The sequence below is a fragment of the Parafrankia sp. EUN1f genome, from assembly GCF_000177675.1.
Taxonomy (GTDB): Bacteria; Actinomycetota; Actinomycetes; order Frankiales; family Frankiaceae; genus Parafrankia.
This window is the reverse complement of record NZ_ADGX01000005.1, coordinates 21,387-46,725: the sequence shown is the minus strand read 5'-3', so window position 1 is coordinate 46,725 and position 25,339 is coordinate 21,387. Positions and strand designations below refer to the sequence as shown.

Here is a 25,339-nt window from a genome sequence, read left to right as displayed (position 1 = left end):
GGCATCAGGCATCACCAGGACGAAGGGAAAGACGTGGAGAACTTCTTTCGTCGTCGTGTGCTCGCGCCCGCCGTCACCACCCTCGTCGCGGCGTTCTCGGGGTCCGTGAGCACCGCTCCCGCGCAGGCCGCGACGCCTGACCGGTACGTGGCCCTCGGGGACTCCTACTCCTCGGGAAGTGGAGCGGGAAGCAGCGATCTCGACGCCGACTGCGCCCGCAGCACCTATTCCTACCCCTATCTCGTCGCCAGTCAGCGGCCCGACACCGAGCTCACCCTCGCCGCGTGCGGCGGGGCGGTCACCTCGGACGTGACTGACTCACAGGTGAACGCCCTCACCCCGGAGACGAAGTACGTCACCATCACCATCGGCGGAAACGACATCGGGTTCGGCGACCTGGTGCGCAGCTGCACGCTTTCCGACTGCACGTCCACGGTCGACACCTCGAACGCACGGATCACCGACGAGCTTCCGGCGAAGCTCGACACCACGTTCGCGGCCATCAGGTCGAAGGCGCCGTCCGCCACCGTCGCCGTGCTCGGATATCCACGGCCGTTCGCGGACCGTACGTGCTCCGCGGCGCCCGGGGTGACCGTTGCGAAGCAGACCGCTCTCAACAACCTGGTGGACAACCTCGACGCAGTCCTGGCGGACCGGGCCCAGGCCGCCGGGTTCGCCTACGGGAACCCGAATCCCGCCTGGGCCGGGCACGATGTATGCGCCAGCACGCCTTTCACCAACGGCCTGATGATTTCGGCCCTCGGCGAGTCCTACCACCCCACCCGTGCGGGCTACGCCAGCGGCTACACCCCGCTGGTCCGTTCCCTCATCGGCTGAGCACAGCCGCAGCGGACCCGTTCCCCAGCCCGGGGCCGGGCATATCCGACAATTGACACCACTCCACATCAAGTCAAGAATTCGGCCGGATCGATCACCGCCGGAACACCGCTGCGGGCAGCCGCCGACTTACCCTCACCCACTACTTCACTCTGGTTTTCTTTGACCACATTCCTTACACTCGGAACACTGGCAACGCGACCATTTCCCAGGGCCAGCAGATATTCGGACGGCGTGTCGGCGCATCGACACGCCTCATTTCGTCCGCATGCAAAGGGAGCCTGCGATGGAATCGCGTCATGTTGCGCACGAGGACCATGAGGACCACGTGGCCGAATTCGGGCCGGCGGCGGAGCCCGCGGCAGCCCCGCGGGCCAGGAAGACGTCTCGCCGGTCGGTGCTCGCCGCCGCGGCGGCCGGTTTCGCGGGTTGGACACCGCTGTCCCGGATCTCCGCCGCCGCCGCGGCGACCCCGACCCCGCCGAACTTCCCCGCCGCGATACCGCTTTACCGGCAGGCCTACGAGAACTGGTCCGGCGAGATCGCCGTCGATGACGTGTGGACCGCGGCACCGGCGTCCCCGGCGGACGTCGTCACGATCGCCAACTGGGCCCATGCCAACGGCTACCGCATCCGCGCCCGGGCCAGCGGCCACAACTGGTCGCCGCTGATCCTGCCCGCCGGCTCGCAGGGAGCCGGTGTCGTCCTCGTGGACACCACCGAGCATCTCACCGCCGTCACCGTCACCGCCGGTTCCCCCGCCACCGTGCGCACCCAGACCGGTGTGACCATGGAAACCCTGCTCACCCGGCTGGAGACCGCCGGCTACGGCCTGACCGCCGCCCCCGCGCCCGGAGATCTGACCGTCGGCGGCGTGCTGGCCATCGGTGGCCATGGCACAGCCATTCCGGCCACCGGCGAGACCCCGGTGCCGGGCACGACCTACGGCTCACTGAGCAATCTGATCGTCTCGTTCACCGCGGTCGTCTGGGATTCGTCGGCGAACGCGTACGCGCTGCGCACCTTCGGCCGCTCCGAGGCGGCGTCGAAGGCGTTCCTCACCCACCTTGGCCGGGCGTTCCTCACCGAGGTCGTGCTGCAGGTCGGCGCCAACCAGCGGTTACGCTGCCAGAGCTGGTTCGATATTCCGTGGACGCAGCTGTTCGCCGCTCCCGGCTCCGGGGCGACGCGGACGTTCGCCGGCTACGTGGAGAGCGCCGGCCGGGTCGAGGCCATCTGGTTCCCGTTCACCGACAATCCGTGGCTCAAGGTCTGGAGCCGCAGCCCGTCCCGGCCGCTGCTTTCCCGCACGGTGAACAGCCCTTACAACTACGGGTTCTCCGACAGTCTGCCGAAGCAGGCCACCGACCTGATCGCACAGATCATCGCCGGAAACGGGTCACTCACGCCGACGTTCGGGCAGACCCAGATCGCGCTCGTCGGCACCGGCCTCATCACGACCGCGACCTATGACATCTGGGGCTGGTCGAAGAACCTGCTGTTGTACGTGCGCCCGACGACGCTGCAGGTCACCGCGAACGGCTACGCCATTCTCACCAACCGCGCGAACATCCAGCGGGTGGTCAACGAGTTCTGCACGTACTACCGGTCCCGGCTCACGGCCTACCAGGATCAGGGGCGTTATCCCATGAACGGCCCGGTCGAGATCCGGGTCACCGGGCTGGACGCCACCGGTGACGTCGGGGTCACCTCGGCCGGTTCACCACAGCTGTCCGCGGTCCGGCCACGGCCGGACCACTCCGACTGGGATGTCGCCGTCTGGCTCGACATTCTCACGGTGCCCGGCACTCCGTACTCACACCAGTTCTTCCGCGAGGTCGAGGCCTGGATCTTCGGCACCTTCAGCGGGAACTACGCCGCCGTGCGCCCCGAATGGTCGAAGGGCTGGGCCTACACCACCACGGCCGCCTGGGCCGACGGCCCGACGATCGGCACGGCCATCCCAAACGCCTACCGCGCCGGCCAGCCCGCCGCCGACAACTGGGACACCGCCCGCACCACGCTCAACTCCTTCGACCCACACCGCATCTTCACCAGCCCCCTGCTCGACGCCCTCCTCCCATAGCGGGAAGGCGCCAGCCGTGCGGTGCGGTGCGGCGCCAGCCGTGCGATCCGGCGTCGGCCGCACGGTGCGGCGTACTCAGCCATGCGGTGCGACGAACAGGGTGTGCAGCGTCTGGCCGAACGTTCCTTTCACGTCTCCGAGCACGGTCGTGGTGGTGCCGCCGCCGGCGTTGTCGACCATGGTTGTCGCGCGCATGCTGATCCACTCGCCCTCGGGCTGGCGCAGCAGGCTGGCGACGAGGTCGACGTTCGTGAACAGGTGGGTGCGGGGGTCGAGCACGGCGCTCACCCCGCTGCCCGCGTCGGCGAGGAGCATCGTCAGCTGGGTCGGGCTGATGGTCTCCCCGGCCACCAGCGGGACCTGCGGACGAGCCCAGACCGTGCACGGGCCGGGTTCGACGACGTGCCCGTCCACGGGGCGCCAGTCCACGGCGGCGATGTAGCCGCGGGCGAGGAACCGGGCGATGTCACTGTCCGGGGTGGCCGAAGGCACAGTCTCGGGTGCCGGCAGGGGCTCGAGCTGGGTGAGGCCGAGATCCGGCACGGTTCCCGGGGCGACCCGTCGCCACCAGGCCTGGGCGCTCGCCCAGGTCCGCTCACCGTCGCCCACCTCGGCCCGCAGCAGCGCCACCTTCCGGCCGGGCCGAACCACGGCCGCCTTGACCTGGACGTCCCCGACGGGGACGGGTGCCAGGAAATCGACCGCGATCCTGGCCAGGTGGCCGCCCACCAGGCCGGCCTCGTCCGCTGCCTGTTCGAGAGCCCGGGTGAGCACGGCGCTGGTCGCCCCGCCGTGCTGTTGCCGCTCCGACCAGGGGCCGTGACTCGTGGGGGTCGCGTGCAGGACCGCCGCGGCGCCGGCGGGCACCGTGCCGACGGGGAGGAAGAAGGCCTGGTCCGACGTGTTCACGGATCACCTCGATAGCCCCGTCCGTCCGGTGACGACGAAGCAGGTTCTAGGACAGTTGTCCTAGAGCTTGTCGAGGACGCTTGTCCTAGTCAAGCTGGAGCGGCGCCGATGCGCCGCGGGGCACATGTGAGAGCCGGCGGATCGTCGGCGTCGACCAGGGCCCAGCCGCACGCTCGCGTACCGGAGAGGACGGAACGGATGGCAGACCGCACGGGGCAGCCGGTCGGCAGCGGCGGCGCACCTCCCGCCGGCCGCCGGGACACCAGGGCGCGGATGGTCGTGGCGGCGGCGGAGCTGTTCCGCGAACGCGGCTACGACGGCACCGGGTGCCGGGATGTCGTGGCCCGCGCCCATGCCGCCCGTGGTGCGATCTACCACCACTTCCCCGGCGGCAAGACCCAGATCGGGGTGGACGCCGCACGCTGGGCTGGCGACCGGGTCGCGCAGCGCATCGAGGCCGCCTGCGCCGACGCCGCGCCCGTCGACGCCGTCCGCGCCGTGCTCGACCTCGCCGAGCAGATCCTGATCGGCGGTGGTGGGCCGGCCGGGTGCCCGGTGGCCGCGGTCGCCCTGAGCGCCGAGGACACCGACGGCACGCTGCGTGCTGTCGCCAACAACGCCTTCGACCGGTGGCGGACGGCGATCGCCGGCTGCCTCACCAGCGATGGTGTGGCCGCCGCACGCGCCGCCCGCTTCGCCGCGATGACCGTGGCGGCGGTCGAGGGCGCGGTCGTGCTCTGCCGGGCCGCCGGCGGCATCGAGCCCTACCGGGACGTGCGCGACGGCATCCTCGATCACCTCGACCACCTGCTCGGCACGGTTACTCCGAACGCCGCCCCCTAGCTCGACGAGATCGCCGAGCGGTGTCGGAGGGCGACCAACACCGATAACCGACATTTCCCGATCGACATGGTGAAATTTTCACCAGAGGGATTGCGCCCTGTTGATCAACGGCGAAAGCTCGTCGACATGGACTACCGAGTACTTGGCCGCACCGGCGTGCGGGTCTCCCCGCTCTGCCTGGGCGCGATGATGTTCGGCGCCTGGGGCAACCAGGACCATGACGACTCCATAAAGATCATCCACCGGGCGCTGGACGCCGGGGTCAACTTCGTCGACACCGCCGACATCTACTCGAACGGCGAGTCGGAGCAGATCGTCGGCAAGGCACTCGCCGGCCGCCGCGACGACGTGGTGCTCGCGACCAAGCTGTTCATGCCGATGGGGCCGGACACCAACCAGCGCGGGCTGTCGCGGCGCTGGATCGTCACCGAGGTGGAGAACAGCCTGCGGCGCCTCGGCACCGACTGGATCGACCTCTACCAGGTGCACCGCCCCGACCCGTCCACCGACATCGACGAGACGCTCAGCGCGCTGACCGACCTGGTCCGTGCCGGCAAGATCCGCTACTTCGGCAGCTCGACATTCCCCGCGCACGAGGTCGTCGAGGCGCAGTGGGTCGCCGAGCGCCGCAACCGCGAGCGGTTCGTCACCGAGCAGCCGCCGTACTCGCTGCTGGTGCGCGGCATCGAGGCCGACCTGCTGCCGGTGGCGCAGCGGTACGGACTCGGGGTGCTGCCGTGGAGCCCGCTCGCCGGCGGCTTCCTCTCCGGGCGCTACACCCGCGACGGCGGTGAGGTCACGAGCACGCGGATAGCGCGGGTGCCGGGCCGGTTCGATCTGTCCGTCCCGGCGAACCAGCGCAAGGTCGAGGCCGCGATCGCCTTCGGGGACCTCGCCGCCGAGGTCGGCATCAGCCTGATCGAGCTGGCGCTGGCGTTCGTGCTGCGCCATCCGGCGGTGACCTCGGCGATCATCGGCCCGCGCACGATGGATCACCTGGAAAGCCAGCTCACGGCTGCCGACATCACCCTGGACACCGCGACCCTGGACCGGATCGACGAGATCGTCCCGCCCGGCGTCAACGTCAACCCGGAGGACGCCGGCTACGTCCCGCCGGCCCTCGCCGACTCCGCGCTGCGCCGCCGCTGACCGTCACCGTCGGCCGTAGTCGCTGACCGTCGCCGTCGACCGGAGTCGCCGACCGACACCGATGTGACCGACACCGAGCGGCGTCGCGGCTGATGAGCGACGCCTGCCGGCATGCAGTGCTCCTGCCGGGGCGGACAGCGGTGGTACCCGCGTCCCCCCGGCAGGACGCGGGCCGTCACTCGCGGCCCGCGTGACACACCCGCACCCCGCATGCCGCACCCGCGTTCCCCGCCCGCACGCCGTACCCGCGCCCCGTGCCCGCACCGGGGCCGCGTGTTCGCCGGACCTCCTCGTGGCACGCGCATCCGCGGATCCGCGCGAACCGCGGCGGCGGCGGATACGGCGGGCAGACCTTGTGCCGGAGCACAAAGGTGCCTCCCTTACGCACCCGAACGCGACCGTGCGTACGCCAAAGATCTGTGCATCCGCCAAAAACAGGAAAGCACTCTCGGGCCGGGAGGTCCGGGCCGCCGGAAGGCCTGAAACCTGTTCCACACCAGGGGCGGGTTCATGGCGCAAAGTCTCGATGTCCGCCCGGCCGGCCATGTCGACACCGCCGGTGCAGATACCATCTCGACCCCCCTGGGCGGGATGTTGCGGGCCGGTGGAGGCGACCGGGACCTCCTGCCGGAGGCACCCTCGGCGAGTTCCAACACCTGGGTATTCGTCGAGAGCGACCGACACGTTGACGCCCACGTCAAAAGTTGGGAGCATGTGCCCACCTTCGCCCCGGACAATGTTCAGTCAATCTGAATGCGGGCTTGTGAGACCGGCCGGTCCCCACAGGTATGTATTTTTCATGCTCCATGGTGCGGCGGTTCCGACGACTTTGAGGAGAGGTATATGCAGCACACGGTGGCCCCCGGCGGCCGGCCGACACAGAGACGGGCGCGGCGGCGGTTGGTGCGGGCGGGCTTAGCCGCCCCCCTGGCCGCGCTCCTGTTCGTCGCCGCCTGCGGCTCGGACGAGGAGACCACGCCCAGCCCGGCGGACGCGAGCGCGGCCGCGGGCGCGCTCGGCCCGGTCGACAAGGCCGCGGGCGAGCCCGTCAAGATCGGCATCGTCTCGGACGGCAAGTCCGCCGGCATCGACAACTCGGTGCAGTTCGCCGTCGCGGACGCCACCGTCAAGTACCTGAACGAGCACCGCGGGGGCATCGGCGGCCGGCCCGTCGAAGTGGTCACCTGTGAGACACAGGCGGACCCGGCGAAGGGCACCGACTGCGGCAACCAGCTGGTCGAGAAGAACGTCGTCGCGGTCGCGGTCGGCGAGTCCGCCGTCGCCGAGGCTGTCTGGAAGCCGTTGTCCGACGCGCACATCCCGACGATGTTCTTCGGTGCCGGCAGCCCGTCGATCCTGTCCGATCCCACGAGCTTCACCGTGGGCGACCCGAACTTCGCAGTGCTGAACCTGCCCATCAGCCTGGCGAAGGACGAGGGCGTCAAGAAGGTCACGACGGTGGTCATCGACGTGCCGGCCGCGCTGCACAGCGCGGAGGAGGTCGCACCCGGCCTGATGAAGAAGGCGGGTCTCGAGTACCAGCTGATCCGCATCGCTCCGGGCACCGCCGACATGACGCCGCAGATGCAGAGCGTCGTGAGCAACAAGTCCGGGCTGGTGTTCATCATCGGCAACGACTCGTTCTGCATCAGCGCGATCAACGGTCTGCGGTCCGTCGGGTACGACGGCAAGGTCAGCGCCATCTCGCAGTGCATCACCGACGCCACCCGCAAGGCGGTGCCGGGAGACGCGCTTGAGGGGATGACCATCGGTGCCTCCGTCCCGGTCGGCGGAGACGATGCGTCCAGCCTTCTCTACAACTCGGTGGTCGAGACCTACGGGAAGGACATCGAGCCCGACTCGTCCGCGGGCCGGGGCATGTTCGTGACGTTCGCCGGCCTTGCGGCGTCCCTCGAGGACATCACCGGTGAGATCACCCCGGCGACGGTCACCGCGGCCATCAAGGCGATGCCGGAGAAGGAGCTGCCGGGCGCCGGCGGACTGAAGTTCCGCTGCGACGGCAAGGCCTACCCGGAGTCCCCGGCCGCCTGTGTGCAGGGTGGGCTGACGACCGAGCTCGACAGCAAGGGTGAGCCGACGGCGTACACGGTGCGAGGGAACTCCTAGATCTCGAACCGATGAGATGATCCAGCAAACGAACCGGCCGTCGAGGAGCCTCCTCGACGGCCGGTTCGGCCGCTCCGTCCGGCGTCGACACGTCGGCGGGGACCGATAACGAGCAAGAAACTCCTCCGCCGAGGGCCTTACCAGCCTGATGGCTCGCAGAACTGATCCGGAAGATGCCGGGAGATCGTGATGGAACATATAGGTTCGCTGCTTCTCGGCCTGGGAAACGGCGGGGTGTACGCGGCGTTGGGCCTGGCCCTCGTGCTCACCTATCGGAGCTCGGGAGTCATCAACTTCGCGACCGGAGCCGTGGCGCTCTACGTCGCCTACTCCTACGCCTACTTACGTGACGGGCAGTTCCTCGTCCTGTTACCGGGCCTGCCCGAGTCGGTCGACATCGGCGGATCCTGGCCACTTGCCCCGGCGGCCGCGCTCTCCCTGCTTCTCGGCGCCCTGCTGGGAGCGATCCTGTATCTGGCGGTCTTCCGGCCGTTGCGTGAGGCACCCCCACTCGCACGGGCGGTGGCCTCCCTCGGCGTCCTGGTCGTCATCCAGTCGACGATGGCGATCCGGCTCGGCACCTCTCCCGTCAGCGTCAGCGCGATCTTCCCCTCGGAGCGATGGGAGTTCGGCGACGCGAAGCTCCTGTCCGACCGCTTCTACCTGGTCGTCGCCGTGGTGGCGCTGACCCTGGTGCTGACCGCGGTCTACCGCTTCACCCGGTTCGGCCTGCTCACCAGGGCGGTGGCGGAGTCCCAGACCGGCGCCTACGTCAGCGGCGTCTCACCGGACCGGATCGCCCTGTTCAACTGGATGATCAGCGGGGTGACCGCCGGTGCCGCCGGCATCCTCATCGCGCCGCTGAGCCCACTGTCCCCGACCACGTACACGCTGTTCGTCGTGCCGGCGCTGGCCGCCGCCGTGGTCGGCGGGTTCAAGAACCTCATCCCGACGGTCGCGGCCGGCATCGTGATCGGCATGCTCCAGGCCGAAGCCCAGTCCCTGGTCTCCAGGGACGTCTCCTGGCTGCCGAAGACCGGCTCGTCCGAGCTCATTCCCCTGATCGTCATCCTGGTCGCCCTGCTGATCACCGGACGGGGCCTGACGGTCCGCGGCGGCCTGCTCCGCCAGCCGCTGGGCCGGGCACCCCGGCCGCGTTCCCTGACGCTGCCGACAGTGTCCGGCACCGCCCTCGGTGTGCTCGGCCTGCTGGTCACCACCGGAACCTGGCGCAGCGCCGTCATCGGCACCTTCATCGCCGCGATCATCGGCCTGTCGCTCGTCGTCGTGACGGGCTACGCCGGCCAGGTCTCTCTCGCCCAGCTGGCGCTCGCCGGCAGCGCCGCGTTCACGCTGAGCGGCCTGACCCAGAGCTGGCACGTCCCGTTCCCGTTCGCGCCGCTGCTCGCCGCCCTCGTGGCCACCGTCCTCGGCGTGGTGATCGGGCTGCCCGCACTGCGGCTCAAAGGCCTGACGCTCGGCATCGTCACCCTCGCACTGGCCTACACGATCGAGGCCGTGTGGTTCCGCAACACCGACATCGTCGACAGCGATGGCGCCCAGGTCACCCAGCCGAAGCTGTTCGGCCTCGACCTCAGCATCGGCACCGGCCACGCCTTCCCACGCCTCCCCTTCGGCCTGCTGTGCCTGGCCGTGCTGGTCGCGGTGGCCTTCGGCGTCGCCAAGCTCCGGACCAGCGCGCTCGGCTCGGCCATGCTCGCCGTCCGCGCCAACGAGCAGTCCGCCGCCGGCATCGGGATCAACGTCGTCGCGGTCAAGGTCGCCAGCTTCGCGATCGCGTCGTTCATCGCCGGCCTCGGCGGCAGCCTGCTGGCCTACCGGCTCAACACCGTCACCTTCGCCTCGTTCACCGCGCTCGGTGGGCTCGCCCTGCTCTCCACCGCCTACCTCGCCGGCGTCACCTCCGTCTACGGCGGCATCCTCGCCGGTGTGATGGCCTCGACCGGCATCACCTTCATCGCGATGGACCGCTGGGTCCACCTCGGTGACTGGTTCCCCGTCATCACCGGTGTCCTCCTGCTCGTCGCCCTCATCGGCCACCCCGAAGGATTCGCCAGCGGCGGGCACGACCTCGCCGACCGGCTGGATCGACTACGCCGCCGCCGCGCCGGCCAGAGCCCCGCGGAGCAGGTCGAGGCGCCGGCAGCGGGCGGAGTGACCGAACCAGCAGAGCCGGCCGAACCGGCGGGGCTGGCCAAGCCCGACGCGGCCGCGGAGGCCGACGGGGCGGAGCCGGCGGCGCAGCCGCTGCCGGCAGGCACGGTGCTCGAGATCGACGGGCTGACCGTCCGCTACGGCGGTGTGACCGCGGTGTCCGAGGTCTCGATGCGGGTGGACGCCGGCCAGATCGTCGGCCTCATCGGGCCGAACGGCGCGGGCAAGACCAGCGTGATCGACGCGACGACCGGTTTCACCCGGGCCGACGGCACCGTCAGGCTCGCCGGCGCCCACGTCGAGGGACTGCCCACGCACAGCCGCGTGCGCCGCGGCCTGGCCCGCACGTTCCAGTCCCTGGAGCTCTACGACGACCTCACCGTCGAGGAGAACGTCAGCGCGGCCCTGTTCGGCGCCAGCGGCGACGAACGCCACCGTGCCCTGGCGTCCGCGCTCGGCCTGGTCGGGCTGGCCGACCGGGCCGGCCGGCACGCCGGCGAGCTGAGCCAGGGCGAACGACAGCTGGTGTCGATCGCGCGGGCGTGTGCCACCGGGCCGAAGGCCCTGCTCCTGGACGAACCCGCCGCCGGGCTGGACACCACCGAGTCGGTCTGGCTCGGTGAACGCATCCGCTCCATCAGCGCCACCGGCGTCGGCGTGATTCTCGTGGACCACGACGTCTCGCTCGTGCTGTCCGTGTGCGACTACATCTACGTCCTCGACTTCGGCAAGGTCATCGCCGAGGGGGACCCGGCGGCGATCCGCGCGAACCGCGCCGTCGCCGACGCCTACCTCGGCTCCGTGCACGACGCTCTGGCGGACGAGCCACCGGCGACGGACGCGGCACCGACCGACCCGGCACCCGCAGCCGACCCGGAACCCGCAGCCGACCTGGCGGCACCGACCGACCCGCCGCCACCGGCGGACCCGGCAACACCAGCCGACCCAGCGACACCGGTGGACGCGGCAACACCAGTGGACGTGACGGCACCCGCCGACCTCGCAACGCCCCAGGACCCGGCGGCACCGGAGATCGCCGAGCCGCTGACGGCGTCCGCGACCGCGGCCACGACCACCTCTGCGACCGTGACGACCTCCTCGGCGGTGACGAAGTGAGCACCCGGCTGGAATGCACCGACCTCAGCGGCGGCCGCGGCAGCGCCACCGCGTTCCGCAACGTCGATCTCACCGTCGAGGCCGGCAACGTGCTGGCTCTGCTCGGACCGAACGGCGCCGGCAAGACCACGCTGTTGCTGACTCTGGCCGGTCTGCTGCCGGCCCAGGGCGGCACCATCAGCGTGGACGGCACCCGGCTGCGCAGCGGCCGGCCTGCCGCCGCGAACGCGGCCGGGGTGGTTCTCGTCCCCGACAACCGCGCCCTGTTCACCACCCTGACCGTCGAGGAGAACATCCGGGTCGCGGCCCGGCGCAACGGCCCGAAGCCGAAGAGCCTTCTCGAGACCTTCCCGGCACTCGAGAAGCGGTGGACCCTGCCCGCGGGTGCGCTCTCCGGCGGTGAGCAGCAGATGCTGGTGATGGCGCGAGCCCTGGTCCAGCAGCCCCGGGTGCTGCTGATCGACGAGCTCAGCATGGGTCTCGCACCCCTGATCGTCGAGGATCTGTTCAAGACCGTCAGCGCTATCGCCGCCGACCACAAGTGCGCGGTGATCCTGGTCGAGCAGCACGTCAACCTGGCCCTCGAGGTCGCCGACAACGCGGCCGTGCTCAACCGCGGCCGCATCGTGCTGCGGGGGGCGGCCGACGAACTGGCTGCCTCCCCCGAGCTCCTGGAAGGCGCCTACCTCGGCATTCTCCAGGAGGAGGTCGCGGGAGCCTCCGCGTCCTGACGCATAGTCGCGGTGTCCGCCGGTGTCCCGGTCCTGCTGACCGGGACACCGGCTACCCGCGAGGTCGTTCTTCGGGCGCCCAGGAAGAGGCGCCGCCGGCCGCGTCCGCGGAGGTCAGCGGGAGGGTGTGGGCGGGCGACGTCCGGGCCGTCGCGACGACCGCGAGCGCGTCGGTGCCGGCGTCACGCACCTCGACGGTGCCGACGTCGCCGCGGACCTCGGCCCGCGCCACCGCCGGGCCGCGGCGCACCGGGCGAAGGTACTGCAGGCTCAGCGAGGTCAGGTACGACCCGGGTGCCGCTGACAGCACCGCCTCCTCGACGGCGAGCGGCAGGATGCCGCCGTTGAGCGTCCCCGAGGCGTTCACGACGTCGTCGGTGAACGGCAGGGACGCCACCCCCACCCCGACCCGCCGGCAGCCAAGCCGCTGTGCGTACGGCTGTGCCAGCTCCCCACTCGTCGTGGCGAACAGGTCGAGGGGGCGCATGCCCGGCGGCATCAGCAGCATCGGGTCCGGCGCGGCCATGAACAGCGCCGTCCCGACGCCCAGTGGGCGGCCGGTGTCGTCGGCGAACTCGATGGCGGTCACGAGCACGGCCCGCCCCGCCTTCACCACCCGGCCGATCGCGTGCACCTTGCTCACCGGCCCGGCTGTGCCCGCCGGCCCCGCTGTGCCCGCCGGCCCCGCTGTGCCCGCCGCGCCCGCCGACCCCTCGGCACGCGCCGGCGGCGGTGAGACCGGCACCGGCTGGAACAGGTGGACGTCAAGCGCGAGCGTCACCGGGACGCGGGGCCCGAGCTCCCGCACCGCCAGCAGGCCCAGCTGGGTGTCGGCCAGCGCGCAGAGCGCACAGATCCGCATCGCGGTGGTGCCGGGCACCGCCAGGTTCGCCACCGCGGGCATGGTCGCCTTCAGAACCGCGCCCTGCTCCTCGATCAGAATCCCGAGGTCCGCCAGTGCCGACGAGCGCGGCGCCGTCGCCTCGGCTCCGGTCACCCCGGGCGCCGTCATGCGCTGGCCGCGGTGAACGTGCACCGGCCGCGCTCGAGGACCGCCGTTCCGTCGGCGGTGGTCCGGAAGGTGGCCGCTCCGCCGTCGGCATCGGGGTCGGGGTCGTCGACCCAGATGTCGATCGTAAGCGCCTGGCCGGGCAGGACCGGCCGGCTGAACCGGCCGTACATGGAACGCAACCGGCTCGGGTCGGAGCCGCAGAGCGTGTGCAGCAGAGCCCGGCAGGTATATCCGTAGGTGCACAGGCCGTGCAGGATGGGCCGATCGTAGCCGCCGTTGGCCGCGAACACCGGATCGGAGTGCAGCGGGTTGCGGTCACCCGAGAGTCGGTAGAGCAGGGCCTGGTTCGGCAGGGTCTGGTAGGTCACCGAGTGATCCGGCGCCCGTCCAGCCGGTACAGGCGGCGCGGGCAGCACAGCCGGTGCGGGCGGTACAGCCGGCGCGGCGGCGGGCGGCCGGGTGTCGAAGCCGCCGGCGCCGCGGATGAAGACCCCGGTGCGGGTGCGCAGGACGGCGGCGCCCGACTCGGGATCACTGGCCGTCGTCTCAGTCACCACGAGGGCGCCGGAGCGCTTGTCGAGGATGTCGACGATCCGGCCGGTGAGCAGCACCCGCCCGTCCGGTCGCAACGGCTGGAACCACTCGATGCGCTGTTCGCCGTGCACGACCATCGCCGGGTCGTGTGGCCCGACCACGCCCAGGTCGAGCGGGCCCTCCGCGGTGAACAGCAGCGCGAAGGTCGGCAGCACCCGCGGCTCGACGCCGGCGGAGTTCTCGGTGGTGAAGGCGAGCTCCTCGCCGGGGTCGGGGTACCCGGCGCCCACCCCGACCGCGTAGAGCATGGTGTCCCTGGCGGACCAGCTCCGTTCCACCGGGCCGGCGACTGTTCCGATCGCGTCCAGGTTCACCGGCGTTCAGCGCAGCTTCGCGATGACGGACTCGCCGAACGCGGCGAGCGTCGCCGGCTGCGCGAAGTCGCAGAACCAGGTGTAGGAGCGGTCGATGCCGCGTTCCGCAAGCGTCCCGAAGTGCTCGACGAGCTGTTCGGCGTCGCCCACGACCACACCGGTCGTGCCGAACCGCCGCCGCGCCAGTTCCGCCACCGCCGCGCGCTGGTCCTCCGACGGGACGAAGGCGATCCGCTCCTGGATCGACACCCGGGCCCGCCCGGCGCGCGGGCGCATCTCGTCGAGCCTGTCGAGGATGCCGATGTGGATGTTCCACCAGTCGGCGTACGCGGCGACGAGCTCCATCGTCTTCGGGCCGGCGCCCCCGATCTGGATCGGGATGCTCCCCAGCGGCGTCGGCGCCTGCCGGGCGCCGCGCAGCTGGAAGAACTCCCCGGTGTAGTCGACAGGTTCACCGGTCCACAGCGCCCGCAGGATCTCCAGCGTCTCGCGCAGCCGCCGCACCCGCAGCCGGCCCTCGGGCAGCGCCAGGCCGTAGGAGACGATCTCGCGGGGAACCGAGCCCGTCCCGAGGCCGAGCTCGTAGCGCCCGCCCGAGAGGTGGTCGAGCGACACGGACTCCTGGGCGAGCAGCGCCGGGTTGCGGAAGACGTCGCACAGCACCAGCGATCCGACGGTCATCCGGGTCGTGTGTGCCGCCAGCCAGGTGTTCGTGACGGAAGCGGAGAACATCGGCTGGTTCTCCGCGAGCGGTGGCGCCATGTGGTCCATCCCGGCGATGCCGTCGAAGCCGGCGGCTTCGGCCGCCTGGGCGCGTTCGACCAGCTGCGCGGGACTTAACCGCATCTGCGGCAGGTACAGGTGGAACTGCACAGGAAACCCCTCTCCGTTGCCCGCCGCCATCCGGTGCCGGGCTGCGGCCACGGACTCGGCGCGGACATCTCACCGCTGCACACTGTGCTCCATGGCCGGTCGCCCGGGCCCGGATTCAGCGCGCCGGCCGGTCGGCGAGGCCTTCCGCGGTGATGAATCGGCATCTGGTGTTCCTGATCCGCCAGCCGTCGGCCGTGCGGACGAGTTCGTCGGTGTACACCGCGCTGCGGGAGACGCCGTCGGTGCGGTCGACGAACAGCAGGTTGCGCCGGGTGCGCGCGGTGTCGGCGCCGTCCATCTCGATGACGGGCGGGCCGCCGAGGTGCAGCCCGCCCGGTGCCGCGCCCATCATCTTGCGCAGCCCCGCGTGGCCGTCGAAGGAACGCCCGTACACCTGGTAGCTGGCGTCCTCGGTGAACAGCGCGACCCAGCCCTCGACGTCGTCGAGGTCGAGGGTCAGGCAGTACCGGGCCAGCAGGTCGCCGATGGCCACCTGGTCCGCCGGGGAGGGAAGCATCAGGGCACCTCCAGGTTGATCACGTCTCGCCGGGCGATGCGCCACTGGCCGTCGAGCCGGCGCAGCTCGTCGTGGTAGCGCCCGGCGAGCCTGAGGACCGGGCCGTCCGCGCCGGTGCGCAGGAAGACGTAGTCCGAGACGCTGCGGGCGGTGTCTCCGTCCGGGCGGACGTCGAGGTTGAACGTCAGGTGTTTGCCGCGCTGGCCGGGTCGCCCCTGGGTGCCCTGGAAGAACGCGAGCAGCTCGGAGCGGCCGTGCGCCGTGCGGTCGCCGTAGGTGAAGACGCCGTCCGGGGTGAACAGGTCGACGAGCCCGGCGAAGTCGCCGTCGTCGCAGCGGTGGCAGTAGCGGGCCAGCACCGACTGGACCGCGAGCACGTCGATACCGGCGGCCATGTTCTCCGCGAATTCGCTCATGTCAGTCCAGTCAGGCCATCTCGTAGCGGATGGGAACACGCTTCGGGCCACCGACGAACAACGCCTCCATGTATTCCGGCGTCCCGGCGAGCTCGATCGAGCGCACCCGCGATCTCAGCTCGGCGTAGAGCGCCTGGCCCTCCAGCCGGGCCAGGTGGGTGCCCAGGCAGTAGTGCGCGCCGAAACCGAAGGCGACGTGCCGGTTCGGGGACCGGCCGACATCGAAGGTGTTCGGGTTGTCGAAGACGTCCTCGTCACGGTTGGCCGAGGGGTAGGAAAGCAGCACCGATTCGCCGGCGGCGATGGGCACACCACGAACCACCGTGTCCTCGGTGGTGGTGCGCATGAACTGCTTGACCGGCGAGACCCAGCGGATGGCCTCGTCGACCGCGGTCGGCACCAGGGACGGGTCCGCGGCCAGGCGCCGCCACTGCTCGGGGCTCTCCAGCATGGCGTGCAGCCCGCCGGCGAGCGCCGCGCTGGTGGTGTCGTGCCCCGCCGTCGCGATCAGGGTGTAGTAGCCGGCGGCTTCCAGCTCGCCGATCTGCACGTCACGGATCATCGCGTTCGCGATGACCGAGCCGAGGTCGTCGGTCGGGTTCTTGCGGCGTTCGGCGATCAGTGCCTGGAAGTAGTTGAAGAAGTCGATCAGCGCGCCCATCTGGGCGTGCTTGTCGCCGTCGCGGGCGAGTTCCTCGTCGTCGGCGCCGAAGAGCTCCTGGGTGAGCTTCAGCATCCGCGGGAAGTCCTCCTCGGGCAGGCCGAGCAGCGACAGGATCACATAAAGCGGATAGTGCGAGGTGACGTCGACGAAGAAGTCGCATTCACCGCCCAGGTCGGCCATGTGGTCGACATAGCGCTTCGCCAGCGCCGCGATGCGGTCGCGCAGCCGGCGGACACCGGCCGGCTTGAACCAGTCCGCGCTCACGTGGCGGTAGACCGTGTGGTCCGGGTCGTCCATCTGGACCAGGGAGCGGATCGGGATGTTCTCCCGATCCGCGTCCTTCGACTTGGGGCCGAGCGCCGGGCGGGGGCGTTCAGCCAGATGTCGGACGCCCGCGAGATGGACATGACGTCCTCGTGCTTGGTGATCGCGTAGAACGGGTGGAACTTCTCGTGCTCGACGAGATGCACCGGCGACTCCCGCCGCAGCAGCGCGGCCGCCGCGTGGAACCGCGCGTCATCCGCGTACGCCCGTGGATCGGTGAAGACACTGGCCGCGGCCGCGATGTCCATGCTGGTCCCTTCGCAATCCTCTACCGGGCCAGCCGACCACGGCAGCACCCCTCGACTCCCGGCCCGCCCGCTCCCGGCTGCGCCTCATCTCGGACATTAACATCGATGTCGAGTTCAACAACAGGGGTGCGGGCGGGTGCGGCCAGCGGCAGTCAGGAGCGGGACGCCGCCCCGCCTCCGGAGGAGGGCGCCGTGCGCACCTCCCGGTACGGCACGTTGCGGTCCAGGGCCAGCTCCCGCGGCATCCCCAGCACCCGCTCGCTGATCACGTTGCGGGCGATCTCCGTGGTCCCGCCGCCGATCGAGCCGATCTGGCGCAGCAGATAGCTCGTCCCCAGCGCGCCGGCCTGCTCGTCGTCGTCGCCGGCCGCCGCCGCGCTCGCGCCGGCCAGCTCGAACCCGATCGTCGCCAGCCGGCTCATCGTGACGCCGTGCATGAGCCGGCCGACCGCGGCGATCTGGTCCGAGGACCTGCCCGTCGCGATGAGGGCGTGCAGGCGTCCGTCGAGCTCGCGCATCGCCGTCCGCAGCATGTGCGCCTCCCCCACCAGCTCGCGCGCCGCCGGGTCGTGCAGGCGCCCGGCCCGCTCGGCGATCTGCAGCAGGCCGGTGCCCGGGTCTCCGAAGGTCTCCACGTCACCGGCGGGCCGAAGCGCGAACGGGGACGAGCTGAACGACCGCTCGTAGAACAGCCAGCGGGTCGCCACCGTCCACCCGTCGTCGACGGCACCGATCCGGGCGCTGTCAGGCACCCGGACGTCGGTCAGGAACTCCTGGCAGAACTCCTTGTTGCCGTCGAGCATCTCGATCCGGGAGACCTCGACGCCCTCCTGGTGGATCGGCAGCATGAACACGGTGAGCCCACGGTGTTTGGGCACATCCCAGTTCGTGCGCGCCAGGCACAGCCCCCAGTCGGACCACCAGGCGCCCGTCGTCCAGATCTTGGAGCCGTTGAGCACCCACTCGTCGCCCTCGCGCACGGCACTCGTCTTCGCCCCGGCGACGTCCGACCCCGCCCCGGGCTCGGACAGGAACTGCATCCACAGCTCCTCGCCGCGCAGGATCGCGGGGAGGTGCCGGCGCTTCTGCTCTTCGGTCCCGAACTCCGCGATCACCGCCGCGCACGGCGTCATGGTCGGGACCTGCAGCCGCGACGGATAGCGGTAGCCGACGAGCTCGGTGTTGAACGCCTCGGCATGCGCGGGGGTGAGCCCCTGGCCGCCGTACTCCTTCGGGAAGCACAGCCCGGCGAAACCGCCGTCGAAGAGCAGCCGCTGCAGGCGACGGTCCTCGGCGACCTCGGCGAGCTCCTCCTCGTCGGGCCGCACGGCGAGCCGCCGGCCGCCGCCCGGCTCGAGGCGCGGCATGTTCTCCCGCAGCCAGGTGCGTGCCCGCAGGCGGAATTCCTCGACCGACTCGATCTCGTCGCTGCTCACGCCGCCGCCTCCCGCGCGCCGTCGCCGGCCTCACCCGTGCCTGACTCGCCCGCGCCGGCATCGCCGCCACGTGCTTCGAGGATGCTGGCGATCCGTAGCCGATGTTCGCGCGGCGTGCCCAGCAGCGCGCTGCCGACGACCGTCCGCCGCAGGTAGAGGTGCAGGTCGTGCTCGAACGTCACACCGATACCACCGTGCAGCTGGACGCAGTCCTGGCAGAGCTCGGGGCCGTAGTGCCCGATGTACGCCTTCGCCACGCTGGCCAGCTCCGCCGCCCGCTCGTCCTCGTCCTGCACGGCGACGGCCGCGGCGTCGGCGAGGGCGTGGCTGGCCTCCAGCCACATCTTCAGGTCGGCGAAGCGGTGCTTCAGCGCCTGGTAGGAGGCCAGTGGCCGGCCGAACGAGTAGCGGTCCGCCGCCCAGGCGACCGTCAGCTCGAACGCCCGGTCCATCGCGCCGACCATCTCGGCGGTCTGGATGACCAGTGCGATCGACAGCTGGCGTTCGACGGCCGCGGCCGCCCCGCCCAGGTCACCGACGAGTGCCGCCGCGGGCAGCCGGACGTCGGAGAACTCCACCCGCGCGAACCGGCGGGTCAGGTCGAGCGTGCGCAGCGGTGTCACCGTCACGCCGGGCGCGTCGGCGGGCACGAGCAGCTGCGCCAGGCCGCCGTCGGCCCCGCGTGCCGTGACCAGGAAGTAGTCCGCCTGGGCGCCGTGCTCCACCGGCGCCTTCACCCCGGAGAGCACCAGGTCGGAGCCGGCGGCCAGCGCCGTCGCGGTGATCTCGCCCAGCCCGTCGTGCGGCACCGGCTCGCCGAAGCACCACGCCGCGACCGCCTCCCCCGCGCAGATCCGCTCGAGCACATCGTCGCCCGCCTCGCCGCCGGTCGCCGACAACGCGCCCGACAGGGCCGAGGCGACGACGTTGGATGTCAGCAGCGGGCCGGGGGCGGCGTGGCGGCCGAACTCGTAGGCGACCAGGGCGAGATCACGCAGCCCCGCGTCACTGACGCTGCCGCCACCGTGCTCCTCGGCGACGAGCAGCGACGTCCAGCCCAGCTCGGCTCCGGTCCGCCAGAAGTCCGGCTCGTAGCCGACGGGGCTGTCGCGCAGCTCGCGCAGCACCTCGGGGGGCACGCTGGCCCGCAGGTACTTCCGGGTCGTGCTGACCAGGAGCTCCTGGTCAGCACTGAGTCCCACTTCCATCCATGCCCTCCGGTGGGTCATCTCTGCGACGGCGAGCCTGCCGGGACCGCGGCCGCGGGGTCGCCCCCTGGCGGCAGCGGCGAACATCGTCCAGAATCGTCGGATCTTGCCAGCCGCGCCACCGTCCGGCTAGGGTCTAAAAATCGATGTCGACGTCAACTTGGACATCGTGAGCATAGACCACATCGTCGGCACAGGACACTTCGCCGGCGCAGGGCGTCCACCGTCGGAGGAAGCACCGCTATGACCGCAGTGATGAAAGGTGTTCGTGTCCTCGAGGTGGCGGAGCACACCTTCGTCCCCGCGGCGTCGGCGCTGCTGGCCGACTGGGGCGCCGAGGTCATCAAGATCGAGCACGTCGAGCGCGGCGACGCGATGCGCGGCCTGGCCTCGACCGGCACCAGCCCCGTCTCCGGCTCGGTCCACGTGCTGCTCGAGCACTCCAACCGGCACAAGAAGAGCCTCGCGCTGGACCTCACCAGCGACGAGGGGCTCGACATCGTCTACCGCCTCGCCGCGACGTGCGACATCTTCCTGACCAACAAGCTGCCCAGGGTGCGGGCGAAGCTGAAGATCGACGTGGAGCACATCCGCGCCCACAACCCGAAAATCATCTACGCCCGCGGGACGGGCCAGGGCGAGCGCGGCGCGGACGCCGACCGCGGCTCGTACGACTTCCTCGCCTTCTGGGCCCGTGCCGGCATCGCCGCCGCCCTGATGAACGCGGGCGACGAACAGATCCGCTTCCCGCCCGCCCCCGGCTTCGGTGACTCGATCGGTGCGATGACCATCGCCGGAGGCCTCATGGGCGCCCTGTTCCACCGGGAGCGCACCGGGGAGGCGACGATCGTCGACGTCTCCCTGCTGGGGGCGGGCATGTGGTCGATGGGCCAGGGCATCGCGCTCGCCGACCAGCTCCAGCGCCCCCTCGGGCAGCCGCCGACCGGCCGCTCCGGCAACCCGCTGGTCGGGACGTACCGGACCGGCGACGACCGGTTCCTGGTCTTCTCCTGCCTGCAGGCCGCCCGCTACTGGCCGGAACTCTGCACGCTGGTGGGCCGCCCCGACCTGGTCACCGACCCCCGTTTCGTCGACCACGCGGCGATCAGCGCGAACACCGACGCGGCCTTCGACATCCTCGGCGAGGTGTTCGCCCAGCGGACGTTGGAGCAGTGGCGCGAGACGCTGCGCGACTTCAGCGGCCAGTGGGCGGTCTCCCAGACCACGCTGGAGATCACGACAGACCCGCAGGCGACCGACAACGGCTACCTGCAGGACGTCCAGACCTCTGCCGGCACGCCGTTCCGGCTGGTGGCGGCCCCGGTGCAGTACGACGAGCAGCCCGCGCCCGCCGGCCGCGCCCCCGACCTGAACGAGCACGGCGACGAGATCCTGCAGAGCCTCGGCCTCGACTGGGACGCGATCCTCAACCTGAAGATCAAGGGCGTCGTGGCGTAGCCATCGGCAGCAACCGCGGTGGCGGCTCGAGGCGACCGTTCGAAGAGTTGAGGATTTCGGTCGTTCCAGAGCCCGTCGCGGAAGCCCGAGCTTCGGGCTTCCGCTACCGCCGCTGCTCCTGAGCAAGAAGTGAGGATTTTGGCTGCTGCAGCAACCGAAATCCTCACTTCTTGCGGATCGCCAAGCGGCTTGCTGCGCGGTTTGCACCTATTGGCGTGAATTGCTGGCGCTGCGCGGTGACGCCGGATCCCCGGCGGGTCGCCGTGCGACGGGTGGCGGGTGGCGGGTGGCGGGTGGCGCGGAGTGGACACGGACCGCCCGGTCAATATCGGGGGCCGGATCCGCCACTTCTCAGGATTTCACTACGCGCTCTCCGGCAGCCATCATCCTCGACTCTTACTCACCAGCAACAAGCAGCCCGAAGCCCGAATCAGCGGCGGCGGCGGTCACAGTGGCGGCTCGAGACGACGGCCAAGGCGACCCGGCCCGCGGAGACAGGCCGCTCGCGGCTACCGCAGGCCGACGATGCGCAGGGCGAACTGGCTGTACTGCCAGACGACGGCGTCCTCCGTCAGCTCACCGTCCTCGCGGTACCACGCGGCGAGGCCCATCCCGAGGTCGAGGATGGCGAACGAGGCCAGCGACGCGGAGCCGACCGTGAAGTGCCCCGCCTGCGCCCCCGCCTCGATCAGCTCCCGGAAGCACCGCTCGTACTCGGCGCGCAGGCCCAGCACACGGTCGCGGTGCGGCTGGACGAGGCTGCGCAGCTCGCGGTTGCCGACGAACGCCTCCTGGCGGTGCCGGGCGTGGTAGCGCACGTGGGCCTCGGTCGCCCGCCGCAGCCGCTCCACCGGGTCGTCGGTGCTGGCGACCGCGGACCGGTGCGCCGCGAGCAGCGCCTCCATGGTTCCCGTCATGATCTCCACCAGCACGTCCTGCTTGGAGGCCACGTGCTTGTAGAGGCTGGGGCCGCGCATGCCCACGGCAGCGCCGAGGTCGGCCATCGTGGTCGCCTCGTAGCCGAGGCGGGTGAACAGGTCGAGGGCGGCGGCGCGGATCTCCGCGGAACGCGGCGAACTGGCCCGGACCACATCTCCCCCGCTAGCTAACAACTGATAGCCGATCTCGGCAGCGACTCAGCCGGATGATACGCGAGTTCCCTGCGGCCAGGATGGAAGTGTCCACTGGCGGGACTAACAGCCGTTAGCGGAACGGCCGATGCGGTGGCCCGGCGACGGATGCGTCCCGGCGAGGCGGGCCGGTTGAGGTGCGCCGGCCGAGGCGGGCCGAAGAGCGGGCCCGGTGGGTACGGCGGAGCGGGCCGGTGGGGGCGACGTCGCGGAGTCCCGCGGCCGCCGGAAACCACCGGCCCGCCTCGCTCACGGACTGCCGACCGCCGGCACGGAGCGGATCATCGCCTTGGTGCGCATGAGGAACTCCCCGAGGTAGCCGTCGTGCGGGATTCCCGGGCGCAGCCACGTCGTGGGATTGTCGCCGAGGTAGAGGTTCGTGATCGAGGGCTCGTTCAGCAGCGCTTCGATGAGCTTCTCCCGCGTCGTCATCGCGGTGAGTACGAGGGAGTCGCGCAGCGGGGCGATGCCGTCCCACTCGTGCCAGGGCCCGACCCAGACGCACGGGAACGGCAGCTCGACGCCCAGCTGCGGGGCCGTGCTCGAGGCGACGAGGTGCACCGCCGGCCGCAGGACCGAGCCACCGGACGGAAGCTCGTCCACGATCGTGGCGCCGCCGAGCAGCGCCCGGGCGTCCCCGGCGACAGTGTGCAGGTAGCGGTCGATCCCGGCGGACACGTCGGTCGGCTGCACGGTCAGGGTCGCGTCGGGGTGCTCCGGTGGCAGGCTGGGGATCAGGCTCAGCCGGTCGGCGAGCGCCCGTGCGAGCGGCTCCGGGTCGCCCTCGACGAGGACGGCGGTGGCGCAGGTGCACGCGGTGCCGCCGAGATGGCTGACGGAACCGGCGATGATGTCGATCTTCTCACGCCAGTCGACGTCGGCGGTGACGAGGATCTTCGAGCGCCCCGGGCCCTGGGTGAGAACGCGCGGGTTCGCCTCGTACTTCGCGACGACGTCCTGCCCGCCGTACACGATCGCCTGGTCGGCCTCCGCGATGATGACGTCCGCGACGGTGTGGTCGGTGGGCAGCAGGGTCAGCGTCGCCGGCGGGATCCCGGCGTCGCGCAGCGCGCTCACCAGCCGGAACGCGGTGAACGGCTCGCGGGTCGACGGCCGCAGCGCGACCTTGTAGCCAAGCGCGAGCGCCTCGGGCCACAGCCCGTGCACCGCCGGGGTGTTACCGGCGGCGTGGACCGCGAAGACCTCGCCGCGGCGCGTCCAGACCGCCGCGCCCGCCGTGGTGGCCGGGTCACGCCAGTCGGCGACCACTCCCCGTGGCATCGCCAGCTCGACCGTGCGGCGCTGGGTCCGCAGGACGTCCGCGACCCAGGCGATGGACGCGCGGACCACACCGAGCGGCACGCCCGACGCCCGCGACACGAGGTGGGCGTAGTCGTCGGGATGGAGCCCCGCCACCGCGGCGCCCTCGAACAGGTCGGCGGCCTTCTCCAGCGCGGCGAACCGCTGGGCGGCCGGTGTGGTCGGGGCGGCGCGCATGGCGCTGATCGCCCGGCGCACGTACAGCGCCGGTACCTGGCTGATCTCGCCGACGGGCTCGCCGGCCAGGGTTGTCAGGGGCCGGCGTTCCCGGGAGCGGAAGGGCTCCGTGCCGGTGGGGCCGAGCGCGTCGATGTACACCGGCTGGCCGGCGGGTACGGCTCCCATCAGTAGACCCCCTCGATGACGGTCCGGCTGCCGAAGGTCGACACAGGGGCCACATCGGACACGGCGCTGCCGAGTGCACCCGGCAGCGGCGCGACGCGGCGCGCCAGGTCGCGTTCGAGGTTGTTGGGGATGAGCGCGTACTTGGTGAGGTGGTTCATCACGACCTGGCCCCGTTCGCCGACCGCGACCTCGGCGCGGGTCTCGGGATCCACGACCTGGAAGGTGATGTAGGGGCTCGGCGGGTCGAACACGGCCGGGGAGTCCAGCTCCGCCGCGCCGTCCCGGACAACCGTGCCGTCCGGGACAACCGCGCCGTCCCGGACAACCGTGCCGTCCGGGCCATTCGTGCCGTCCAGGCCATCCGCGTCCTGCCACGGGCGCTCACGCGACATCCCGAGGACGGTGGTGCTCCCGTACAGGCCCTTGAGCGGGATTCCGGGGAAGATCTCCCGGCGGAAGATGTCCCGCGAGTCGGCGTCCATGTGCGCGCCGCTCCAGCAGATGAACCGGACGTCCTTGCGAATCCGCTCGACCAGCTCCTCGCGGCGGGCGATGCGTTCGAGCAGCGGCGGGGTCGTGACGAGAATGCCGACGGACTGGGTCGTCATGATGTGCGCCGCCTGGTCGACGAGATGCTCGGTGTAGCGCTCGACCTCGTCCATGGCGCCCCGGCCGATGAGCTGCTTGATCCAGCGGGGGTCGAGGTCGACGGTGAACTTCAGGCCGCCCTGGCGGCGGGCCCGCCGCTGCGCGAAGTCGCCGAACATGTGCGGCCCGCTCGGCGCGACCGCCAGCAGGTTCGCCGTTCCGAGGCCGGAGTAGTGGAACTCGTCCCAGCCCAACGCGAACTCGGCCCAGCGCTCGAACATCACGAACCTCTTCGGCGGCCCGGTCGTCCCGCCGCTCTCGAAGACGCCGGCGACGGCCCGGTCCTCGCCGCGCAGGCCGCGCGGGATCAGGTCCTCCACCGCGACCTCGCGGAACTCGTCGACGACGTTCGGGAAGAGGGACAGGTCCGCGTAGGTGCGGACATCGGAGATCGGGTCGAAGTCCAGCGCCCGGGCCCGGCGCAGCCAGAAGGGGCTGCCGGTCTCCTCCCCGAAATGCCAGCGCATCAGGGCCCGGATGTATTCGTCGGGTTCGGCGGCCGCTAATTGTGTCGAGGTGAGGTCGAGAATGGCGGGAAACATTGTTGGCCTCCGCTGCATGCGGTCGTGAACCTCGGCACGACCAATCCTCGCCAGGTTCGAAATCCCCGCCACCCCGGCACCGGAAATCCAATAGCCCGATCACATGAAGCCGTTCACACCCCGGGATCCTTGACAACGGCCGCGGCCCACACCCCCGCCACCGGCCGCGACATCACCGCGATCCGGGCGAATCACCGGGCCGCATTAACGGAAGAAATCCGCCGGGGCGACAACGCGAGATTCCCCAGCGTAACAAGCCGCGACCGGATCCGCGCGCCTCCTGGCGTGACGGCCGGGTCGGCAGGCACGCGAGGGCG

The 25,339-nt window shown here is 71.1% G+C and carries 19 protein-coding genes and 1 pseudogene; 8 read left to right on the top strand and 12 right to left on the bottom strand.

From position 1 onward, the window contains the following. Nucleotides 1-33: 33 nt before the first annotated feature. Together FREUN1FDRAFT_RS02295 and FREUN1FDRAFT_RS02290 are read left to right on the top strand one after the other, a co-directional pair. Nucleotides 34-837, top strand: a complete 804-nt coding sequence (locus FREUN1FDRAFT_RS02295; RefSeq protein WP_006538320.1) for an SGNH/GDSL hydrolase family protein — start codon at nt 34-36, stop codon at nt 835-837. A gap of 286 nt (nt 838-1,123) precedes the next feature. After that, a complete protein-coding gene (locus FREUN1FDRAFT_RS02290) occupies nt 1,124-2,923 on the top strand; it encodes a cholesterol oxidase substrate-binding domain-containing protein (protein WP_006538319.1) in 1,800 nt (599 codons plus the stop codon). A gap of 75 nt (nt 2,924-2,998) precedes the next feature. Here FREUN1FDRAFT_RS02290 and FREUN1FDRAFT_RS02285 read toward each other — a convergent pair whose 3' ends face one another. Beyond that, on the bottom strand, nt 2,999-3,832 hold the full coding sequence (locus FREUN1FDRAFT_RS02285) for a thioesterase family protein (protein WP_006538318.1): 834 nt from the start codon (nt 3,830-3,832) through the stop codon (nt 2,999-3,001). Between the two features lie 198 nt (nt 3,833-4,030). On the opposite strand from FREUN1FDRAFT_RS02285, the gene FREUN1FDRAFT_RS02280 reads away from it, so the two are divergent. The 5 genes from FREUN1FDRAFT_RS02280 to FREUN1FDRAFT_RS02260 all read left to right on the top strand — a co-directional run bounded on the left by FREUN1FDRAFT_RS02280 (nt 4,031) and on the right by FREUN1FDRAFT_RS02260 (nt 11,973). Beyond that, on the top strand, nt 4,031-4,675 hold the full coding sequence (locus FREUN1FDRAFT_RS02280) for a TetR/AcrR family transcriptional regulator (RefSeq protein ID WP_006538317.1): 645 nt from the start codon (nt 4,031-4,033) through the stop codon (nt 4,673-4,675). A 126-nt stretch (nt 4,676-4,801) separates the two neighbouring features. Beyond that, complete coding sequence (locus tag FREUN1FDRAFT_RS02275) at nt 4,802-5,824, top strand: aldo/keto reductase (protein WP_006538316.1); 1,023 nt, start codon at nt 4,802-4,804, stop codon at nt 5,822-5,824. An 843-nt stretch (nt 5,825-6,667) separates the two neighbouring features. Next, nucleotides 6,668-7,951, top strand: a complete 1,284-nt coding sequence (locus tag FREUN1FDRAFT_RS02270; RefSeq protein ID WP_006538314.1) for an ABC transporter substrate-binding protein — start codon at nt 6,668-6,670, stop codon at nt 7,949-7,951. Nucleotides 7,952-8,140: 189 nt separating this feature from the next. Beyond that, nucleotides 8,141-11,242 (top strand): branched-chain amino acid ABC transporter permease/ATP-binding protein, encoded by a 3,102-nt coding sequence (locus tag FREUN1FDRAFT_RS02265; protein WP_006538313.1) that lies wholly within the window; start codon nt 8,141-8,143, stop codon nt 11,240-11,242. Then, nucleotides 11,239-11,973 carry an ABC transporter ATP-binding protein gene (locus FREUN1FDRAFT_RS02260; RefSeq protein ID WP_006538312.1) on the top strand — a complete coding sequence of 245 codons (735 nt, stop codon included), beginning with the start codon at nt 11,239-11,241 and terminating at the stop codon, nt 11,971-11,973. The genes FREUN1FDRAFT_RS02265 and FREUN1FDRAFT_RS02260 overlap by 4 nt, the downstream gene beginning before the upstream one ends. A gap of 52 nt (nt 11,974-12,025) precedes the next feature. Here the strand turns inward: FREUN1FDRAFT_RS02260 and FREUN1FDRAFT_RS02255 are convergent, their stop codons facing one another. The 8 genes and pseudogenes from FREUN1FDRAFT_RS02255 to FREUN1FDRAFT_RS02215 all read right to left on the bottom strand — a co-directional run bounded on the left by FREUN1FDRAFT_RS02255 (nt 12,026) and on the right by FREUN1FDRAFT_RS02215 (nt 19,579). Beyond that, complete coding sequence (locus FREUN1FDRAFT_RS02255; protein WP_198144223.1) at nt 12,026-12,970, bottom strand: PaaI family thioesterase; 945 nt, start codon at nt 12,968-12,970, stop codon at nt 12,026-12,028. Nucleotides 12,971-12,981: 11 nt separating this feature from the next. After that, nucleotides 12,982-13,893, bottom strand: coding sequence for a MaoC/PaaZ C-terminal domain-containing protein (locus FREUN1FDRAFT_RS02250; protein WP_006538310.1), 912 nt, complete (start codon nt 13,891-13,893; stop codon nt 12,982-12,984). Nucleotides 13,894-13,899: 6 nt separating this feature from the next. Continuing rightward, nucleotides 13,900-14,766, bottom strand: a complete 867-nt coding sequence (locus tag FREUN1FDRAFT_RS02245) for an LLM class flavin-dependent oxidoreductase (protein WP_006538309.1) — start codon at nt 14,764-14,766, stop codon at nt 13,900-13,902. A gap of 115 nt (nt 14,767-14,881) precedes the next feature. Then, on the bottom strand, nt 14,882-15,283 hold the full coding sequence (locus tag FREUN1FDRAFT_RS02240; protein WP_006538308.1) for a nuclear transport factor 2 family protein: 402 nt from the start codon (nt 15,281-15,283) through the stop codon (nt 14,882-14,884). Beyond that, complete coding sequence (locus FREUN1FDRAFT_RS02235) at nt 15,283-15,699, bottom strand: nuclear transport factor 2 family protein (protein ID WP_006538307.1); 417 nt, start codon at nt 15,697-15,699, stop codon at nt 15,283-15,285. The genes FREUN1FDRAFT_RS02240 and FREUN1FDRAFT_RS02235 overlap by 1 nt, the downstream gene beginning before the upstream one ends. Nucleotides 15,700-15,709: 10 nt before the next feature. Beyond that, nucleotides 15,710-16,935: pseudogene (locus FREUN1FDRAFT_RS02230) on the bottom strand (cytochrome P450). Nucleotides 16,936-17,087: 152 nt separating this feature from the next. Further along, nucleotides 17,088-18,371 (bottom strand): acyl-CoA dehydrogenase family protein, encoded by a 1,284-nt coding sequence (locus tag FREUN1FDRAFT_RS02220; protein ID WP_006538304.1) that lies wholly within the window; start codon nt 18,369-18,371, stop codon nt 17,088-17,090. Then, the gene (locus FREUN1FDRAFT_RS02215) at nt 18,368-19,579 is read right to left on the bottom strand and encodes an acyl-CoA dehydrogenase family protein (RefSeq protein ID WP_006538303.1); all 1,212 of its coding nucleotides are present in this window, start codon (nt 19,577-19,579) and stop codon (nt 18,368-18,370) included. Before FREUN1FDRAFT_RS02215 ends, FREUN1FDRAFT_RS02220 begins: the two co-directional genes overlap by 4 nt. Before the next feature lie 243 nt (nt 19,580-19,822). Between FREUN1FDRAFT_RS02215 and FREUN1FDRAFT_RS02210 the strand changes: the two genes are divergently transcribed. Further along, nucleotides 19,823-21,037, top strand: a complete 1,215-nt coding sequence (locus FREUN1FDRAFT_RS02210) for a CaiB/BaiF CoA-transferase family protein (RefSeq protein WP_006538302.1) — start codon at nt 19,823-19,825, stop codon at nt 21,035-21,037. A gap of 509 nt (nt 21,038-21,546) precedes the next feature. Here FREUN1FDRAFT_RS02210 and FREUN1FDRAFT_RS02205 read toward each other — a convergent pair. The 3 genes from FREUN1FDRAFT_RS02205 to FREUN1FDRAFT_RS02195 all read right to left on the bottom strand — a co-directional run bounded on the left by FREUN1FDRAFT_RS02205 (nt 21,547) and on the right by FREUN1FDRAFT_RS02195 (nt 25,022). Next, the gene (locus FREUN1FDRAFT_RS02205) at nt 21,547-22,128 is read right to left on the bottom strand and encodes a TetR/AcrR family transcriptional regulator (protein WP_006538301.1); all 582 of its coding nucleotides are present in this window, start codon (nt 22,126-22,128) and stop codon (nt 21,547-21,549) included. 288 nt (nt 22,129-22,416) lie between these two features. Beyond that, nucleotides 22,417-23,832 carry an aldehyde dehydrogenase family protein gene (locus FREUN1FDRAFT_RS02200; protein ID WP_006538300.1) on the bottom strand — a complete coding sequence of 472 codons (1,416 nt, stop codon included), beginning with the start codon at nt 23,830-23,832 and terminating at the stop codon, nt 22,417-22,419. Next, entirely contained in the window at nt 23,832-25,022 is a 1,191-nt protein-coding gene (locus tag FREUN1FDRAFT_RS02195) for a hypothetical protein (protein ID WP_006538299.1), read from the bottom strand. The genes FREUN1FDRAFT_RS02200 and FREUN1FDRAFT_RS02195 overlap by 1 nt, the downstream gene beginning before the upstream one ends. Nucleotides 25,023-25,339: the final 317 nt, after the last annotated feature.

Coding starts and splice junctions, on each gene's coding strand:
- FREUN1FDRAFT_RS02290 (WP_006538319.1), top strand. CDS start 1,124: ATGGAATCGCGTCATGTTGCGCACGAGGACCATGAGGACCACGTGGCC.
- FREUN1FDRAFT_RS02280 (WP_006538317.1), top strand. CDS start 4,031: ATGGCAGACCGCACGGGGCAGCCGGTCGGCAGCGGCGGCGCACCTCCC.
- FREUN1FDRAFT_RS02275 (WP_006538316.1), top strand. CDS start 4,802: ATGGACTACCGAGTACTTGGCCGCACCGGCGTGCGGGTCTCCCCGCTC.
- FREUN1FDRAFT_RS02270 (WP_006538314.1), top strand. CDS start 6,668: ATGCAGCACACGGTGGCCCCCGGCGGCCGGCCGACACAGAGACGGGCG.
- FREUN1FDRAFT_RS02265 (WP_006538313.1), top strand. CDS start 8,141: ATGGAACATATAGGTTCGCTGCTTCTCGGCCTGGGAAACGGCGGGGTG.
- FREUN1FDRAFT_RS02240 (WP_006538308.1), bottom strand. CDS start 15,283: ATGCTTCCCTCCCCGGCGGACCAGGTGGCCATCGGCGACCTGCTGGCC.
- FREUN1FDRAFT_RS02235 (WP_006538307.1), bottom strand. CDS start 15,699: ATGAGCGAATTCGCGGAGAACATGGCCGCCGGTATCGACGTGCTCGCG.
- FREUN1FDRAFT_RS02215 (WP_006538303.1), bottom strand. CDS start 19,579: ATGGAAGTGGGACTCAGTGCTGACCAGGAGCTCCTGGTCAGCACGACC.
- FREUN1FDRAFT_RS02210 (WP_006538302.1), top strand. CDS start 19,823: ATGACCGCAGTGATGAAAGGTGTTCGTGTCCTCGAGGTGGCGGAGCAC.
- FREUN1FDRAFT_RS02200 (WP_006538300.1), bottom strand. CDS start 23,832: ATGGGAGCCGTACCCGCCGGCCAGCCGGTGTACATCGACGCGCTCGGC.
- FREUN1FDRAFT_RS02195 (WP_006538299.1), bottom strand. CDS start 25,022: ATGTTTCCCGCCATTCTCGACCTCACCTCGACACAATTAGCGGCCGCC.